Consider the following 15,517-nt stretch of genomic DNA (forward strand, 5'->3'; position numbering starts at 1 on the left):
CCCCTTAGTCGTTGGTCTTGGGTTGAACGGGTTCGATCCGGCCGCCGAGCCAGATGGAAAGAAGCGAGAGCGGCACCAACGCCGCGCCCAGGATGAAGATCGGCGCGAAGCTCGCCTTGGTCATCGCCGGCACCAGCCAGGTGGTGATCAGCGTGCCCGCGACCGCGGCGGTGCCGCTGATCCCGGCGAGCGAGCCGACCGCGCCGCCGGCGAACCAGTCGCTCGGCAAGGTCTGGATGTTGTTGATCGCGACCTGGAAGCCGAACAGGATCGCCGCGATCAGCAGCACCGCATAGAGCGGCGTCGATGCCGTCGCGGTGAGCAGCAGCGCCGGCAGCATGATCACGCAGCCGAGCGTGATCGCCGTCTTGCGCGCCTTGTCCGCGCTCCAGCCGCGCTGGATCAGCTTGCCCGACAGCCATCCGCCCGAGAGCGAGCCCGCCATCGCGCCGACGAACGGCACCCAGGCGAACATGCCGATCTGCTTGACGTCGAAGCCGAAGCTTTCGTTGAGGTAGATCGGCAGCCACGAGACGAACAGCCACCAGATCGGATCGAGGAAGAAGCGCCCGGCCATCACCGCCCAGGCCTGGCGATGGCGCAGCAGCTGGCCCATCGACGGGGCGTAGCCGTCCGGCTTGGCGTCGGCATCGACACGCTCGTTCGCGCCCAGGATATGTTCGCGCTCGGCCTGGCTCAGCCAAGGGTGCGCGTCGGGGTCGGACTTGTAGACCCACAGCCACGGCAGCAGCCACAGGAAGCCGAGGATACCGACGATCAGGAAGGTGGTGCGCCAGCCGACGAAGCCGAACAGCACGGCCACGAGCGGCGCCGACACGATCGCGCCGAGCGACGCGCCGGCGTTGAAGATGCCCTGCGCGAAAGCGCGCTCCGAGCGCGGGAACCAGGTCGCGTTGGCCTTGGCCGCGCCGGGCCAGTTGCCCGCCTCGCTGATGCCGAGCGTCGCGCGCAACAGCCCGAGCATCGCCATCGAACGCACGAAGCTGTGCGCGGCGATCGACAGCGACCACACGATGATCGAGATGGCGAAGCCCATGCGCGTGCCGACCACGTCGAAGATCTTGCCGAACAGCGACTGGCCGAGCGCGTAGAAGACCATGAAGATGGTCACCAGCAGGGCATAGTCTTCCTTGTCGGCGCCGATGTCCTTGGCGACCTCGGGCCACATCACCGCGAGCGCGTTGCGGTCGATGTAATTGATCACGGTCGCGAGCGCGATCAGCGCGATGATCCACCAGCGGAAACCCGATTTCATTTGCTTGCCTCTCCGTCGAACCGGCCCACCGGTCCGCGCCATTCGAGCTTGCGCCCGCTCACGGTGACGCTGTGCGCCTTGTCCGCCGTCGTATCGGCCGCGATCGCGACCAGGATCTGCTTGCCGCCGACGAGCGCGATCGTCGCGATACGCGCACCGCCGGCCTCGGCCACGGTCAGGCCGGTGACCGCGCTGCGGCTGTTGGTGGTGGTCTCGGTCGCCGCGTCGTAGCGGCCGTGCGGTTCGATCAGGCTCAGGAACGCGGCGTCGCCCGCGCCCTCGATCCGTTGGATCACCACCGGCTCGCGGCGCAGGTTGAAGCGTGGGTCGTTGGCGCCGCTCTCGGCGAGGATCACCTGCGCGCCTGCGGTCGCCATGCGATAGGTGTAGAAGCGCCCGTCCGTGATCCAGGTGACGCGGCCCTGCCCGTTGGCGAGCGCCGCGGTCGCATCGACCCAGAGATGCTGATAGCCATTGGCTTTGCCCAGCACCGGCCGTGCCGCGACGTTCGAGGCGAGCTTCAAATCGGTATCGATGATGTGCCCGGCAAAGTGGAGCGGCAGGTCGTAGGTCGCCTTGCCCGCGTTCTTCACGGTGAGCAGGTCGAGCACCAAAGGCGAGCCCTTGCCCGTCTCGATCTGCACCAGCCCGCGGCGGAAGGTCACGCCGGGATAGGCGCCCGCCATCTCGCCGATCGACCAGCGCGCCGGTCCCTCACCCTTGAATGCGAGTTGCACCGGCGCGACCTTCTCAGCCGGCGCGAGCCTGGTCTCGAAATGGCTGGTCTCGTTCACCACCAGCGTGTTGTGCGCGATCGTCTGCTGCGCCCAGCTGTCATTCTCGGGCAGGTAGCGCCCGCCGTCCTTGGCCTCGATGTTGAGGAAGCGCGCCGCGCCATAATCGGTCACGATCGCATTGCCATTGTCGTAGAGCAGCCAGTTGAGCTTGTCGAAATGGCCGTGGCCCATGCCCTGCGCGGTGTTCTTGGCGACGACGACTTGCGCCTTCTCGTCGGGCCCGGAACGCAGGATCGCGAGCGCGCCGTCCTTGCCCTCGGGCCCGTCGCGCAGCAGCGTCGAGGCGAAGGCGAACGGCTTCGCCTTGCCCGCCGCGATGTCGCGCGCCACCGCGAAGCCTTGCGGCGACAGCGCGACCTTGCCCTGCCATCGCGCGATCCCGAGCAGCCCGGCGTCGCCGCTCGCGGCATAGCCGATCGCCACGCCCTGATAGAGCTCCTCAGTCTTGAGGCTCTTGTCGGGCATCGCGTCGTTGATCGGGAAGAAATAGCCCGCATAGGTGGTCTGCACCGCGGTGCGGATCGCCTTGAGCACGATCCCGTCGCGATAGTCGAAGATCTTGCGGCTTGGCTCATTGTCCGCGATCGCCTGTGCGAACACCACGAAGGGCTGGAGCGCATAGCGCTGATAGTAAGGCCCCTCGGCATAATAGCCGTCGGGCGAGAAGAGCAGGTCGAGCTGGCGCAGGAAGCCGACCTTGCCGCTACGGTCGCTGCCCTTGAGCGCCTGCTCCACCAGCACCTTGTCGCGCAGCACATAGCCAGTCATGCCGACCCCGGCATTGGCCCAGGTCGAATGATTATGGATTCGATCGAAGGTGGCCGGCTCGCTCGTCAGGAACGCGGCCATGCGGCGGAACACGTCGTCGTCGATCGTCTTGCGCTCAGCCGGCGTCAGGTCGCCGCGCACCGCGTCGTAACCCTGGATCGCATGGACCAGCCACACGCTGTCGTTGAGGCTCTGCCAGAACAGCCGCCCAGGCACCTGGTTCGCCGCCGCCGGATGCTTGCCCAGCCCCGGATAGAGCTTGGCGTACGCCAGCAGCATGTCGCGGACATAGTCGGCGTAGCTTTTGTCGCCGGTCACCCGGTACAGCGTTCCCGCCAGCTGGATCAGCTTGTAGTTATCCTTGTGCCGCTCGTGCGTCGGCCCGCCGCCGCGATCCTTGGGCACCGGCACGTCGATCCCGGCGCGCATCCCCGCCTCGACCGCCCTCTTTGCCGAAGCCAGCTCGCGCGCAAACAGCGGCGCGTGGGCGCCCTCGGCCGCCATCGCGCGATAGGCCTCGGTACTGGCGAGCACCGGCGCGGCAGCGTCCTGCGCGAAGGCAGGCGCGGCGGTCGCGAGCAGCGCGGCGGCGAGGACCAAGCGGATCACGGCCGCCCCACCACGATGTTGCCTGCCATAACAACATCGGGCGAACCCTGCGGATAGAGCTTGGTCACCTTGGGCTCGGGCGTCGCGGCGAAGCGGTTGTCGGAAATCCGCACCACCGGCGCGCCGACGCTGTTGGCGATCTCGATCCCGCTCGCCTCGGCGAAGCGGTTGCGCGCGATCTCGACAGACTGCACGCCGGAGAGGCGCACCTTCCCGCCGCGCGTCACTGCATTGCCGGTCATCACGAAGCGCGGGCCGAAGGTGCTCTCGTCGGTGCCCAGCCGCGCGACATCGGCGATCGTCGCAACCTCCGCGAAGCTGTTGTCGGTGATCTCGATCTGCTCGGCGCTGTAGAGGCCCTTGCTCCCGGTCTCCGACACCGCCGCGACTACCGCGCCGCTGACCTTGGCAAAGCTCGATCCGCGGATCTCGACCTTCTCGGCGAAGGTGCCCGGCATCGCGGCATAGACGTCGAAATTCGGCGCGGTCAGGTCGCGCACCGAGACATCGTCGAGCGTAACGCGATAATTGTACGTGCTCACCGCCTGCGGCGCACGCACCAGCGCGTTGCGCGAGGTGCCGGTCGCCTCGGCGCCGGACAGGGTGACGCCGCGCAGCGTCAGGCTCCCGCCGGGAAACAGCTGGAACAAAGTCACGCCCAGGCTCTCGATCACCGCCTCGCGCGGGCCGTCGATCGTCAGCGGATGCGCCACGGCGACCGGCCCCAGCACTCGGTGCACCCCCGGCGCCATGCGGATCGTGTCGCCCGGCGCGGACGCGGCCACCGCCTTCGCCAGCGCATCGGCCTGTGCCGGCGCCTCGATCTGCCGCCCGGCCGCTGCCGCGGGCGCGTCCTTGGCATACCAGTCGGGACCTGCCTCCTCGCGCTTGAGCGGCACCAGGTCGCGCGGCGCGCCCGCATCCACCGCCGCATCGGCGGGATAGAGCAAGCCGTTGGCGGCGCGCGCGAGCTTCATTGCCCCCGCCACATTGCCCGCCATCGCGATGCCCGAGACGTCGCCCTCGTTGCGCACGATGTCCTTGCCGTCGGCATTGACGATCAGGTTGCGCTCGAACCGGCTGTCCACTGGCGGCGCGGTGCGTTCGGCATCGGCCCCGGCGCCAAAGGTGATCCGCGCCGCCTCGATGATCGAGTTGCGCTCGATCCGCGCGTTGGCGACCTGGTGGTAGCGGTTGATCACCGAATTCGGCACGCCGTTCATCACCGCGATCGCGCTCAGGAACGACGTCCCCGTCACTCCCTCCAGATAGTTGTCGCGCACCATCTGGTCGCGGTTGATCACGCGGATCCCGCCGGTGCTCGGCTTGCCCTTGCCGAGGAAGATGTTGCGCTCGACCAGATTGCCGTTGCCGTGGCGCAGCACGATCGCGCCCTGCGACTCGACGATCATGTTCCCCCGGATCACGTTGCCGCCCGACTTGATCGAGACGATCTCGACCTCGCCGTCGCATTTCTCGAACCAGTTGCGCTCGATCACGGTCTTCGAATCGCTCAGCGATTCATCGCTCGTCCCGATGCGGATCGTCTCGCCCCCGTTCGAGCCGAGCGGCGGGCGCGGGCCGAAATAATTATGGTCGATCCGCGCGCGGTTCGCTTGCGGCTGGCCCTTGGGCCGGATCACCGCAAGCGTCACCCCGGCATTGCCCTTGCCCGCGAACCACGAATGGTCGACGCGGTTGTCGGCACCATAGATCGCGACCCAGATATCCTCGGCGCGCCGGTCGGGATTGGTGAAATTGTCGACGACGATCCCGGTCAGCCGCGTGTCGCTCGCGATCGTCTTCGAATCCCGGCGCAGCGCGATCAGCTCCTTGGTCGGCGAGAAGCCACCACGGAAGACGAGGTTCGAGACGACGAGATGCTTGCCCCCGATGCGCAGGTTGGACTTGCCCGCGATCACCACCTTGCCCGGGGTCTGCGCGGTCAGCGTGATCGGCTTGTCCGCGATGCCGGTGCCGGTGAACACGATCTGGAAATCGCGCCACTCCCCGTCGGCTAGGACGATGCGGTCGCCCGGCGCCGCCTTCTTGACCGCGGCGGCATAGGCGCCTTGGTCGCGCACGAGATGATCGGCGGCGAAGGCCGGTGCTGCCATCGTCAACATGGCCAGTGCCAATGATCCGCCCGCCCGCATCCGCCGCTCCCGTGATTCTGTTCTGCAGATTGGACTAATCAACTGGCATGAACTCTACAAGAGACGATTAGACCACTTTCGAAAATTGGTATGTTTTAAGGTGTGCGCTGTGGGCGATCTTCGCCACGATCGATTCGCTGGCGCATTGACATCGACGGCAAAGAGGCGCGGACTCGACGCTCCTGGCAAGGAGAGAAGACATGCAGAATATCGCATTGTTCAGCATCGTATCCGTCGCCGCTGCAATCACCGCCGCCACCGCGATCGCGCCGAGTAAGGCGCAGTCCCAACGAATCACCGCGAAGAACAACGCCCCGCTCAAGGCCGCGCCCAACCCGCAGGCCCGCATCCTCGCCACCGTGCCGCGCGGTTCCACGCTCACCCTCGAATATTGCAACGCCGACGAATGGTGCCGCGTGCAGTTCGGACGGCGGACCGGCTGGATGGCGGCGGTCAACCTCAACCTGCCCGCCGGGCGCGAGACGGCGCGGGTCACCGGCCGCGCGCAGCTTCGCGCAGGGCCCGGCACGCAATATCAGGCGCTGGCGACGCTCCAGCCCGGTACGCGCGTCGGCGTGGTCCGCTGCCAGCCGCAATGGTGCAACGTCACCGCCGGCAACCGGCGCGGCTGGGTCGCGACCCGCCTGCTCGATCAAGGCGGCTGGACCGGCCCGCAGCCGCCGCTGCCCGGCCCTGGCAAGCGCTCCGAGCTGCGCATGTTCACCGAGCGCAATTGTCGCGGCAACATCTATTCGACGCTCGTGGCCGTGCCAGACCTCAACTATCCGGCGCGCTCGGCGCGCGTCATCGGCGGCACCGGCGACGTCAGCCGCGACGCATGGCAGCTGTGCGTCGGCACCAATTATAACGGCATCTGCACCTCGACCACGCCGAGCTGCTCGAACCTCAGCGAGCTGTCGGGCCGCGGGCTCCGTTCGGTCCGCCCCGCCTTCGGCGAAGGCAGCGGCATGCCGCCCCAGGGCGCCTGCACCCGGGAATATGCACCGGTCTGCGCCCGCTCGGGCCGCCAGGACAGGACCTTCCCCAATGCCTGCGAGGCGAGGGCGGCAGGCTATACCATCCGTCATCAGGGGCAGTGCCGGTAACATCGGCGCGACAACGGACCGGCGGCGCAAGCTAGCCGGTCCGTCTTTGCTACGAAACGCGCCGTGGCTATAGGCGCGCCATGGCAGACATCCTCATCCTCACCACCGGCGGCACGATCGACAAGCTCTATTTCGACGCGCTGAGCGAGTATCAGATCGGCGACAGCGTCGTCTCGCGCCTGCTCGCCGTGGCGCGCGCGGCGTGCGACGTGCGGATCGTCGAGCTGATGCGCAAGGACAGCCTCGAGCTCACCGACGAGGATCGCGCCGCGATCGCCGAGGCAGTGCGCGCCGCACCCGAGCAGCGCATCGTCATCACCCACGGCACCGATACGATGACGCAGACCGCCGCGGCGCTCACCGGCATTCCCGGCAAGCGCATCGCGCTGCTCGGCGCGCTCGCCCCGGCGCGCTTCGCGGAGAGCGACGCCGCGTTCAACCTCGGCATGGCCTTCGCCACGGTGCAGGTCGCGCCTGGCCCGGGCGTGTGGATCGCGATGAACGGCACGATCTTCCCCGCCGGTAGCGTGCGCAAGGATCGGACAAGCAACAGCTTCGTACCGGTCTAGGGCGTTATCGCCAATCTCGGGGAGATGGTGCCCGGGGACGGAGTCGAACCGCCGACACTGCGATTTTCAGTCGCATGCTCTACCAACTGAGCTACCCGGGCACGTAGCGGGAAGCGGCGCTCTTAGTCGCGGGGTTCGCCCCTGTCCAGCCCGCTTTGCGCGCCCTCCGCATCATCGGGATCGATCGCCGCGCCGGGCAGGCGATAGCCCTCGCCCAGCCATTGCAACAGGTCGCGGTCCTTGCAGCCGCGGCTGCAGAAAGGCTTGAACGCCGGGTCGGGGGTGTTGCCGCAGATCGGGCAATCGTCGCGTTTCACGTCTGCTCCACGAATTGCGTGCGCCCGCCCGTGCGGCGGTGCAGCTCGGCAAGCCATTGCGGCTCGCGCTCCAGGCGCCGCAGCAAGGCGGCAGGCAACATATGGGTATCGGGAGCGGGCGGGGGAAGACGTTCGAGCCGGCGCAGCTCGGCGCGCAGCGCGGCGCCCGCCGGGTCCGCGGCGAGCAACTCGGGCAGCGACATGCGCGTGCGCCGCCGCACGACCTGGAGAAAGCCGAAGCCGTTCATCGCCGTGCGCTCGAACGGCTGCGGCAATGCAGCGTCGATCGCCTCGGCCACTGCATTGCGCTCGTTCTTGTTGGCGAGCGTCGGGAAGTCGATGCCGACCGATCCGGCGATCTCCATCCGCTCCATCGCCTGGGCGACCGCATGCGCCGCGCTGATCGAGAGCACCCCCAGCGGGGCCGGGCCGTCGACGTCGAACAGCGTCATGGCCGGCGTCACCGCCATGCGCAGCGCGCCCCCGGCAAAGGCGATCTCGCCGGTCGCGGCCTCCTCGAGCAATTCGGACCAGCCGGCATCTTCGAGCTGGTCGGGTTCGTGCGCGCGCAGCTGCCGCACCGGCAGGTCGGTCGCCTTGATCCGGGTGAGCAGGTCGGGCCCCGGCATCGGCGGCGCCTCGGCGGGCACCGCTTTGGGCAGCTTGGCGCGGCCCTTCTCGGCGATCGCCTCGCGCACGATGCGCACGGTGAAGCTCGCGCCCTGCGTGATGCCGGGCGGGAGCGGGTCGCACAGCGCCTCCTCGCCAGTCTCGAGCGCGATCTTGCCGGTGATACGGTCAACCAGGCGCGCGCGCGCGATCGTGCCGGCGCGCAGGTCGGGTAGCTCGATCGCCGCCTTCCAGATCACGCCGCGCGCGACCAGGGCGGCGCGGTTCTCGCCGATCCCGGCTTCGTAGAGCCACTCAGCCAAGAGGGTACCCGGCGCTTTCCAGCAAGGCGCGCGTCTCGAACACCGGCAGCCCGACCACGCCCGAATGGCTGCCCGAGAGGAAGCGCACGAACGCTTCGGCGCGCCCCTGAATGGCGTAGCCGCCCGCCTTGCCCATCCCCTCGCCGCTCGCGACATAGCGGCCGATTTCGGCTTCGGTCAGCCGCTTGAAGGTGACGATCGTATCGCTGAGCCGCATCCGCGCTTTGCCTGCCGTGTCGATCAAGCACACCGCCGACAGGCAATGATGCCGCCGCCCCGAGAGCAGGGCGAGCATGCGGCGCAGGTCGGCCTCGTCCTCGGGCTTGCCCAGGATGCGGCGGCCAACGGCGATGGTGGTGTCGCCCGCCAGCACGATCTCATCCGCCGCGCGCGCGACCGCCTGCGCCTTGCCGAGCGCGATGCGCTGGACATAGGCGCGCGGCAATTCGCCCTTGAGCGGTTCCTCGTCGATATCGGGCGCGGCGATTCGATCGGGCGCGACCCCGATCCGCGCGAGCAGGTCGCGGCGGCGCGGCGAGGTGGAGGCCAGGACCAGCCGCACCGGCCCGGCCTTATTTGAAGCGATAGGTGATGCGGCCCTTGGTCAGGTCGTAAGGCGTCAGTTCGACGAGGACTTCGTCGCCCACCAGAACGCGGATGCGGTTCTTGCGCATCTTGCCGGCGGTGTGGCCGAGAATCTCGTGATCATTCTCGAGCCGGACGCGGAACATCGCGTTGGGGAGCAGTTCCACCACGCGGCCGCGCATTTCAAGCAGTTCTTCCTTGGCCAAACAAACCTCTTGCGATGATCGGAAAAAAGACGCGGTGCCTTACTCTTCCTTGTTCCAAAAGAAAAGCGCGCGCTGCGTCGCGTACCTTCGCTCCTCCCCGGGCAACAATCGGTTTCCCGCTGTTCGCTTGATGCGGGGCGCGTTCGGGCCCAAATGGGTGGTATGCTGATCGAGACCGAAGCCACGCCCAATCCGGCGACCCTGAAGTTCCTGCCTGGCCGCACCGTGATGGATGCCGGTACGCGCGATTTCGCGACCCCGGAGGAGGCGGAAGCCTCGCCGCTCGCCGATGCCTTGTTCAACCTCGGCGACGTGACCGGGGTATTCTTCGGCCGCGACTTCATCTCGGTCACCGCCGCGCCTGGCGTGGAATGGACCGGGCTCAAACCCGATGTGCTCGGCATCCTGCTCGACCATTTCAGCGCGAACATGCCGCTGTTCCGGACCGGAACCGCTGCCAGCTTCTCCGTTCCGCCCGAGGATGTCTTCACCGACGATCCCGAAGACGCCGATATCGTCGCCCAGATCAAGGAGCTGATCGAGACCCGCGTCCGCCCCGCGGTCGCCAATGACGGCGGCGACATCGTCTATCGCGGCTTCGACAAGGGCAAGGTTTACCTCCAGATGCAGGGCGCCTGCTCCGGCTGCCCCTCCTCCACCGCAACGCTCAAGAACGGGATCGAGCAGTTGCTCAAATATTACGTCCCCGAAGTCACCGAGGTGCGGGCGGTTTGATGGGAGCGCCGCTCGACGAGGCCGGCCTCGATACGATCTTCCGCACCGCGCGCACCTATAACGGCTATCTGCCGGGCGAGGTGACGGAAGGCGACATCCGCGCGATCTACGAGCTGCTCAAGATGGGGCCGACCTCGGCCAACATGCAGCCCGCACGCTTCGTGTGGTGCTTGAGCCAGGAGGCCAAGGACAAACTCGCCGACTGCGCGACCGGCGCCAACCCGCCCAAGATCCGTGTTGCGCCCGCCGCGGTGGTGATCGGCATGGACTATGACTATCACGAGCAACTACCCTGGCTGTTCCCGCACACCGACGCGAAGAGCTGGTTCCCCGATCCCGAGGCGCGCAAGATCCATGCGCTGCGCAACGGATCGCTGCAGGGCGCCTATCTGCTGATCGCGGCGCGCGCACTGGGCTTCGACACCGGCCCCATGTCGGGGATCGACTTCGCCGCGACCGACCGCGCCTTCTTCGCCGACCAGCCCTCGGTCCACGCCAATTTCATCGCCACGATCGGCCGCGGCGACCCGGCGAGCATCTTCGGCCGCAGCCCGCGGCCGGCCTTCGAGCAGTTCAACAAGATTGTCTGAAACTCTCGTCATCGAGACCGCCACCGCCGCCTGTTCGGTCGCGCTGATCCGCGACGGGACGGTGATCGCCGAGCGGCACGAGGATGTCGGCCGCGGCCATGCCGAGCGGCTGATCCCGATGATCGCGGAGCTCCCCGATGGCGGCCGCGCCGATCGCATCCTCGTCGATTGCGGTCCGGGCAGCTTCACCGGCATCCGCGTCGGCATCGCCGCCGCGCGCGGCCTCGCGCTCGGCTGGGGGGCGGAGGTGACCGGCTTCTCGTCGCTGCCGCTGGTCGCTGCCGCCGCACTCGCCGCCGATCCGGCGCTCGACGAACTTGCCGTCGTCCTCGAAGGCGGACATGGTGAGGTCTTCATGCAGGCCTTCACCCGCCCGCTGGCCGAAACCGGCCCCTTTGCCTCGCGCCAGCCCGAGGCGGCGCTGGCCGCGCTCGGCGGCCGCCCGGCCATCGGAAACGGCATTCGCCACCTCGCCGCGCTCGACCCCAGACTCGACCTGCGCGAGGCCCTGCCGCGCGCTGCCGACGCCGCGCTGCTTCCGCCCGGCTTCACCGCACTCCCGGCCCGCCCCATTTATGGCCGCGCCCCCGACGCCAAGCCGCTCGGGTCATGAGCACCGCGCCGCAACTGGTCGAGATTGTCCATGGACGCCCAGCCGACTTGCCAGTGATCAACGCGATCATGGCCGAGGCGTTCGATCCGCGCTTCGGCGAAGCCTGGACCCCCAGCCAGTGCATGGGAATGATCGCATTGCCCGGTGTGTGGTCCAGCATCGCGTGGAGCGGCGCGCAGCCCGCTGGCTTCGCGCTCGCCCGGACGGCGGCCGACGAAGCCGAGCTGCTTCTGCTCGCCATTCGTCCGGCGATGCGCCGCCGTGGCATCGGCACCGCGCTGCTGCGCTCGATCGTCGCCGATTCGCGTGAGCGCGGCGCATCGGTGCTGCATCTCGAGGTACGCGCCAACAATGACGCGGTCCGCCTCTATCGCGCCGAAGGTTTCGACAAGATCGGTGAGCGGCGTGAATACTATCGCGGAAAAGAGGGCAAACTGTTCGATGCCCACACCTTTTCACTCAAGATCGGGTGAAATCGACGAACAGCTTTCAAGCTAGACTTGCAATTGCTCCATTCCCGATCGATAGGCTGTCGTGCGGTGTGTAACCTTGCTGCCGCGGCACCAGTTCGAAAGGATCACAATGGACGCCCAGAACGACATGCAGGAAACGCTGATCACGCTAACTGCCGATATTGTCGCCGCGCACGTCAGCAACAACAGCGTCGCGGTTTCGGACCTCCCGTTGCTGATCGCGAATGTCCACGGCGCGCTCGCCGGTCTTGGCGCCAAGGCGCCCGAGCCCGAAGCCAAGAAGCAGGAACCGGCGGTTTCGATCCGCTCGTCGATCAAGCCCGACTATATCGTCTGCCTCGAGGACGGGAAGAAGCTCAAGATGCTGAAGCGGCACCTGATGACGCACTATCAGATGACCCCGGAACAGTATCGCGCCAAGTGGAACCTGCCCGCCGACTATCCAATGGTCGCGCCCAACTATGCCGAGCAGCGCCGCAGCCTGGCCAAGAAGATCGGCCTCGGCACCAAGCGCCGCAAGCGCTGAGCGCCGCGAGCGTCAATCCGCGGAACGCCGGCTGGGCCCAGGCCTCGTCGGCGTTTCCTATTTCCTGGTCCCCTTTTCCCCCGCGGTCATAAGCGCTACATCACCGCCATGGCCCGCAAGATCGACCTCGAAGCCCTTTGCCATGAGAAGGGCCTCCGCATCACCGAGCAGCGCAAGGTGATCGCCCGCGTCCTCTCCGAAGCGGAGGATCATCCCGATGTCGAGAAGGTCTATGCCCGCGCCTCGGCGATCGATCCCGGCATCTCGATCGCGACGGTCTATCGCACCGTCCGCCTGTTCGAGGAGGCAGGGATCCTCGACCGCCACGATTTCGGCGATGGCCGCGCGCGCTACGAGCCCGCGCCCGAAGCGCATCACGATCATCTGATCGATGTCGAGACGGGCAAGGTGATCGAGTTCGTCGATCCCGAGCTCGAGCTGCTCCAGAAGCAGATCGCCGAACGCCTGGGCTTCCGCCTCGTCGACCACCGCATGGAACTCTACGGCGTCGCGCTCGACCGGAAGAATTGAACGTCAGGCCCTGGCCGTCAGCAGATAGTTGAGGCTGGTATCGCCGGACAGGTGGAAGCCCGCCACGGGTGAGAAGCTGAGGCCGCGCAGATCAGCCACCTCGAGGCCGGTGGCGGCCAGCATCTCGGTCAGCTCGTCGGGCGTGATGAACTTGGCGTGATCGTGCGTGCCGCGCGGGATCATGCCGAGCCCCTCGCCCACGGTGATCATCGCCAGCCGCGACAGCGGCGTGCGGTTGGGGGTGGAGAGGATCATCAGGCCACCGGGAGCCAGCGCGGCGGCGAGGCCGGCGACGAAGGCCGCGGGGTCGGTGACATGCTCGATCACCTCCATCGAAGTGACGAGATCGAAGGTCCGGCCGGCGGCCATCTCTTCGAACTCACCGGCGCGATAGTCGATCGTCAACCCCGAAGCCTCGGCGTGCGCCCGCGCCGCGCCGATATTCTCGGGCGCGGCATCGATCCCGGTGACGCTCGCGCCGAGCCGGGCGAGCGGCTCGCACAATAGCCCGGCGCCGCAGCCGACATCGAGTGCGGTCTTGCCCGCGAGCGGGGTGAAGCCGTTGGGATCGCTCCCCCAATGCGCATCGACCGCCTCGCGGATATAGCGCAGCCGCGGCGGATTGAGGCGGTGGAGCATCGCCGAGGACCCCTTGGGGTTCCACCAGTCCGCCGCCAGCCGTCCGAAATGCTCAGCTTCACGCGGGTCAATGGTTGCTTTGCTTGTCATCGCCATCCCCCACACTTATCAGCGCGCCCACACCTTCCCAAGGGGGCAGAAGACAGATGGCACGCATCGTGATGAAGTTCGGTGGCACGTCGATGGCGGGCATCGAGCGGATTCGCAACGTCGCCAGCCGCGTCAAGGCCGAGTGGGAAGCGGGCAACCAGGTCGCCGTCGTCGTTTCGGCGATGGCCGGCGAGACCGATCGGCTCGTCGGTTTCTGCAAGGAAGCTTCGCCGCTCTACGATCTGCGCGAATATGACGTGGTGGTGTCCTCAGGCGAGCAGGTCACCAGCGGGCTGCTCGCGATCACCTTGCAGGCGATGGGCGTGCCAGCGCGCTCATGGCTCGGCTGGCAGCTGCCGGTCCACACCAGCAGCGCGCATTCGAGCGCGCGGATCGGCGAGATCGACACCGCCGAGCTCAACGCCAGCCTTGCCGACGGCAATGTCGCGGTGGTGCCGGGCTTCCAGGGGGTGGCCGACGACAATCGCGTGACCACGCTCGGCCGCGGCGGATCGGATACCAGCGCGGTAGCGGTGGCGGCGGCGATGAAGGCCGACCGCTGCGACATCTATACCGATGTCGACGGTGTCTACACCACCGACCCGCGCATCGTGCCGAGGGCGCGCAAGCTCACCAAGGTGACGTACGAGGAGATGCTGGAGCTGGCGAGCGTCGGGGCCAAGGTGCTCCAGACCCGCTCGGTCGGCCTGGCGATGAAGGAAGGCGTGCGCGTGCGCGTGCTTTCCTCGTTCGAGGATACGCATGACGAGCTGGGCCATCGCGGCACGCTGATCGTCGGCGAAGAGGAGATTGACGACGTGGAACGCCAGCTGATCACCGGCATCGCGCACGACAAGAACGAGGCGAAGGTGACGCTCACCAACGTCCCCGACCGGCCCGGCGCGGTGGCGCACATCTTCGGCCCGCTGGCCGAGGCCGGGATCAACGTCGACATGATCGTGCAGAATGTGGCGCACGCGACGGGCTCGACCGACGTGACGTTTACGGTCCCCCGCGCGGAACTGGCGCGGGCGCTCGACGTGCTCGAGAAGGCCAAGGCGCCGATCGGCTATGACGAGCTGATCCACGACACCAAGATCGCCAAGATCAGCGTGGTGGGCGTGGGCATGCGCAGCCATGCCGGCGTCGCCGCGACGATGTTCGATACGCTGGGCGAGCGCCGCATCAACATCCTCGCCATCACCACCAGCGAGATCAAGGTGAGCGTGCTGATCCACGAGGACGAGACCGAACTCGCGGTGCGCGTGCTGCACACGGCGTACGGGCTGGATGCGCCGGAGGACGAGGCGGCTTAAGGGCTTATTTGTCGCGGTTACGCGTCAGCACATGGACGGCGGCACCAACGCCAAAGCCGATCAGCGCACAAAACAGGAAAGCGCCGACCAGAATAAGCATATTGCTGTGACAACTGGTGCCGCGCGGACACGTATAGGTCGCCAGAAAAAGCGTGGCTGGCATCACAAAGATTGCGACCAGCCCAGCGGTGACGCATCCCCATCTGACACTCGCTCCGGCCGCTGGCTTGTAGCTGTCGCCCGGCATTCTCACTCCCCCATCATCTCACTCCCCCATCAAATGCACTGCCACCCGCCGCCGGTGCGCCATGCGGCGATGCTCGAACAGATAGATGCCCTGCCAGGTGCCGAGCGCCGGCGTGCCGTTCGCCACGGGGATCGTCAGCGAGGTCGCGGTGATCGCGGCGCGGAGATGGGCGGGCATGTCGTCGGGTCCTTCGTCGTCATGCTCATAGGCATCGGATTCCGGCGCGAGGCGGGCGAGCCAGCGTTCGAGGTCGCGGCGCGCGGCCGGAGCGGCATTCTCCTGGATCAGCAGTGAGCATGAGGTGTGGCGTACGAACAAAGTGAGCAGGCCGGTGGCGGTGCCGGTACCTGCCGTCCAGCGCAGCACCGCCGGGGTGAATTCGTGCAGCCCCTGTCCGGGCGTGTCGATGACGAGCTCGCCGATGTCCTGCCGCATA

Annotated in this window: 19 protein-coding genes and 1 tRNA gene; 9 read left to right on the forward strand and 11 right to left on the reverse strand. The window is 67.4% G+C overall.

Annotated elements, in window-relative coordinates; all coding sequences use genetic code 11:
• Positions 1–4 precede the first annotated feature (4 nt).
• From OK349_RS10255 to OK349_RS10265, 3 genes are read right to left on the reverse strand one after another with little or no spacing between them, the layout of a single operon-like run.
• Positions 5–1,276: an MFS transporter gene (locus OK349_RS10255; protein ID WP_265117713.1), complete on the reverse strand. Its 1,272-nt coding sequence runs from the start codon at positions 1,274–1,276 to the stop codon at positions 5–7.
• On the reverse strand, positions 1,273–3,450 hold the full coding sequence (locus OK349_RS10260; RefSeq protein ID WP_265117714.1) for an alginate lyase family protein: 2,178 nt from the start codon (positions 3,448–3,450) through the stop codon (positions 1,273–1,275). The genes OK349_RS10255 and OK349_RS10260 overlap by 4 nt, the downstream gene beginning before the upstream one ends.
• Entirely contained in the window at positions 3,447–5,567 is a 2,121-nt protein-coding gene (locus OK349_RS10265; RefSeq protein ID WP_265117715.1) for a polysaccharide lyase 6 family protein, read from the reverse strand. Before OK349_RS10265 ends, OK349_RS10260 begins: the two co-directional genes overlap by 4 nt.
• Before the next feature lie 239 nt (positions 5,568–5,806).
• Between OK349_RS10265 and OK349_RS10270 the strand changes: the two genes are divergently transcribed.
• Positions 5,807–6,712, forward strand: coding sequence for an SH3 domain-containing protein (locus OK349_RS10270; RefSeq protein WP_265117716.1), 906 nt, complete (start codon positions 5,807–5,809; stop codon positions 6,710–6,712).
• Between the two features lie 80 nt (positions 6,713–6,792).
• Positions 6,793–7,281 (forward strand): asparaginase domain-containing protein, encoded by a 489-nt coding sequence (locus OK349_RS10275; protein WP_265117717.1) that lies wholly within the window; start codon positions 6,793–6,795, stop codon positions 7,279–7,281.
• A gap of 25 nt (positions 7,282–7,306) precedes the next feature.
• Here OK349_RS10275 and OK349_RS10280 read toward each other — a convergent pair.
• From OK349_RS10280 to infA, 5 genes are all read right to left on the reverse strand, one after another.
• Positions 7,307–7,382, reverse strand: a tRNA-Phe gene (locus OK349_RS10280).
• A 21-nt stretch (positions 7,383–7,403) separates the two neighbouring features.
• On the reverse strand, positions 7,404–7,598 hold the full coding sequence (locus OK349_RS10285) for a DNA gyrase inhibitor YacG (RefSeq protein WP_265117718.1): 195 nt from the start codon (positions 7,596–7,598) through the stop codon (positions 7,404–7,406).
• Positions 7,595–8,530: a ribonuclease gene (locus tag OK349_RS10290; protein ID WP_265117719.1), complete on the reverse strand. Its 936-nt coding sequence runs from the start codon at positions 8,528–8,530 to the stop codon at positions 7,595–7,597. The genes OK349_RS10285 and OK349_RS10290 overlap by 4 nt, the downstream gene beginning before the upstream one ends.
• Positions 8,523–9,092, reverse strand: a complete 570-nt coding sequence (locus tag OK349_RS10295; protein WP_265117720.1) for a Maf family protein — start codon at positions 9,090–9,092, stop codon at positions 8,523–8,525. The genes OK349_RS10290 and OK349_RS10295 overlap by 8 nt, the downstream gene beginning before the upstream one ends.
• Before the next feature lie 10 nt (positions 9,093–9,102).
• Complete coding sequence (gene infA, locus OK349_RS10300) at positions 9,103–9,321, reverse strand: translation initiation factor IF-1 (protein ID WP_066578926.1); 219 nt, start codon at positions 9,319–9,321, stop codon at positions 9,103–9,105.
• A 162-nt stretch (positions 9,322–9,483) separates the two neighbouring features.
• Between infA and OK349_RS10305 the strand changes: the two genes are divergently transcribed.
• The 6 genes from OK349_RS10305 to OK349_RS10330 all read left to right on the forward strand — a co-directional run bounded on the left by OK349_RS10305 (position 9,484) and on the right by OK349_RS10330 (position 12,789).
• A complete protein-coding gene (locus tag OK349_RS10305; RefSeq protein ID WP_265118579.1) occupies positions 9,484–10,056 on the forward strand; it encodes a NifU family protein in 573 nt (190 codons plus the stop codon).
• Entirely contained in the window at positions 10,056–10,646 is a 591-nt protein-coding gene (locus OK349_RS10310) for a malonic semialdehyde reductase (protein ID WP_265117721.1), read from the forward strand. Before OK349_RS10305 ends, OK349_RS10310 begins: the two co-directional genes overlap by 1 nt.
• Positions 10,639–11,259, forward strand: a complete 621-nt coding sequence (gene tsaB, locus OK349_RS10315) for a tRNA (adenosine(37)-N6)-threonylcarbamoyltransferase complex dimerization subunit type 1 TsaB (protein WP_265117722.1) — start codon at positions 10,639–10,641, stop codon at positions 11,257–11,259. The genes OK349_RS10310 and tsaB overlap by 8 nt, the downstream gene beginning before the upstream one ends.
• A 68-nt stretch (positions 11,260–11,327) precedes the next feature.
• A complete protein-coding gene (locus OK349_RS10320) occupies positions 11,328–11,732 on the forward strand; it encodes a GNAT family N-acetyltransferase (RefSeq protein ID WP_306310662.1) in 405 nt (134 codons plus the stop codon).
• A gap of 109 nt (positions 11,733–11,841) precedes the next feature.
• Complete coding sequence (locus OK349_RS10325; RefSeq protein WP_265117724.1) at positions 11,842–12,258, forward strand: Ros/MucR family transcriptional regulator; 417 nt, start codon at positions 11,842–11,844, stop codon at positions 12,256–12,258.
• A 108-nt stretch (positions 12,259–12,366) separates the two neighbouring features.
• Positions 12,367–12,789 (forward strand): Fur family transcriptional regulator, encoded by a 423-nt coding sequence (locus tag OK349_RS10330; protein ID WP_265117725.1) that lies wholly within the window; start codon positions 12,367–12,369, stop codon positions 12,787–12,789.
• A 3-nt stretch (positions 12,790–12,792) separates the two neighbouring features.
• On the opposite strand, the gene ubiG is transcribed toward OK349_RS10330, so the two are convergent.
• Positions 12,793–13,524, reverse strand: coding sequence for a bifunctional 2-polyprenyl-6-hydroxyphenol methylase/3-demethylubiquinol 3-O-methyltransferase UbiG (gene ubiG, locus OK349_RS10335; protein WP_265117726.1), 732 nt, complete (start codon positions 13,522–13,524; stop codon positions 12,793–12,795).
• A gap of 50 nt (positions 13,525–13,574) precedes the next feature.
• Between ubiG and OK349_RS10340 the strand changes: the two genes are divergently transcribed.
• Positions 13,575–14,834, forward strand: coding sequence for an aspartate kinase (locus OK349_RS10340; protein WP_265117727.1), 1,260 nt, complete (start codon positions 13,575–13,577; stop codon positions 14,832–14,834).
• A 4-nt stretch (positions 14,835–14,838) separates the two neighbouring features.
• On the opposite strand, the gene OK349_RS10345 is transcribed toward OK349_RS10340, so the two are convergent.
• Entirely contained in the window at positions 14,839–15,081 is a 243-nt protein-coding gene (locus tag OK349_RS10345) for a hypothetical protein (RefSeq protein WP_265117728.1), read from the reverse strand.
• An 18-nt stretch (positions 15,082–15,099) separates the two neighbouring features.
• Entirely contained in the window at positions 15,100–15,516 is a 417-nt protein-coding gene (locus OK349_RS10350; protein WP_265117729.1) for a secondary thiamine-phosphate synthase enzyme YjbQ, read from the reverse strand.
• Position 15,517 lies beyond the last annotated feature (1 nt).

It is taken from the genome of Sphingomonas sp. BT-65, assembly GCF_026107375.2.
In the GTDB taxonomy this organism is placed as follows: Bacteria; Pseudomonadota; Alphaproteobacteria; order Sphingomonadales; family Sphingomonadaceae; genus Sphingomonas.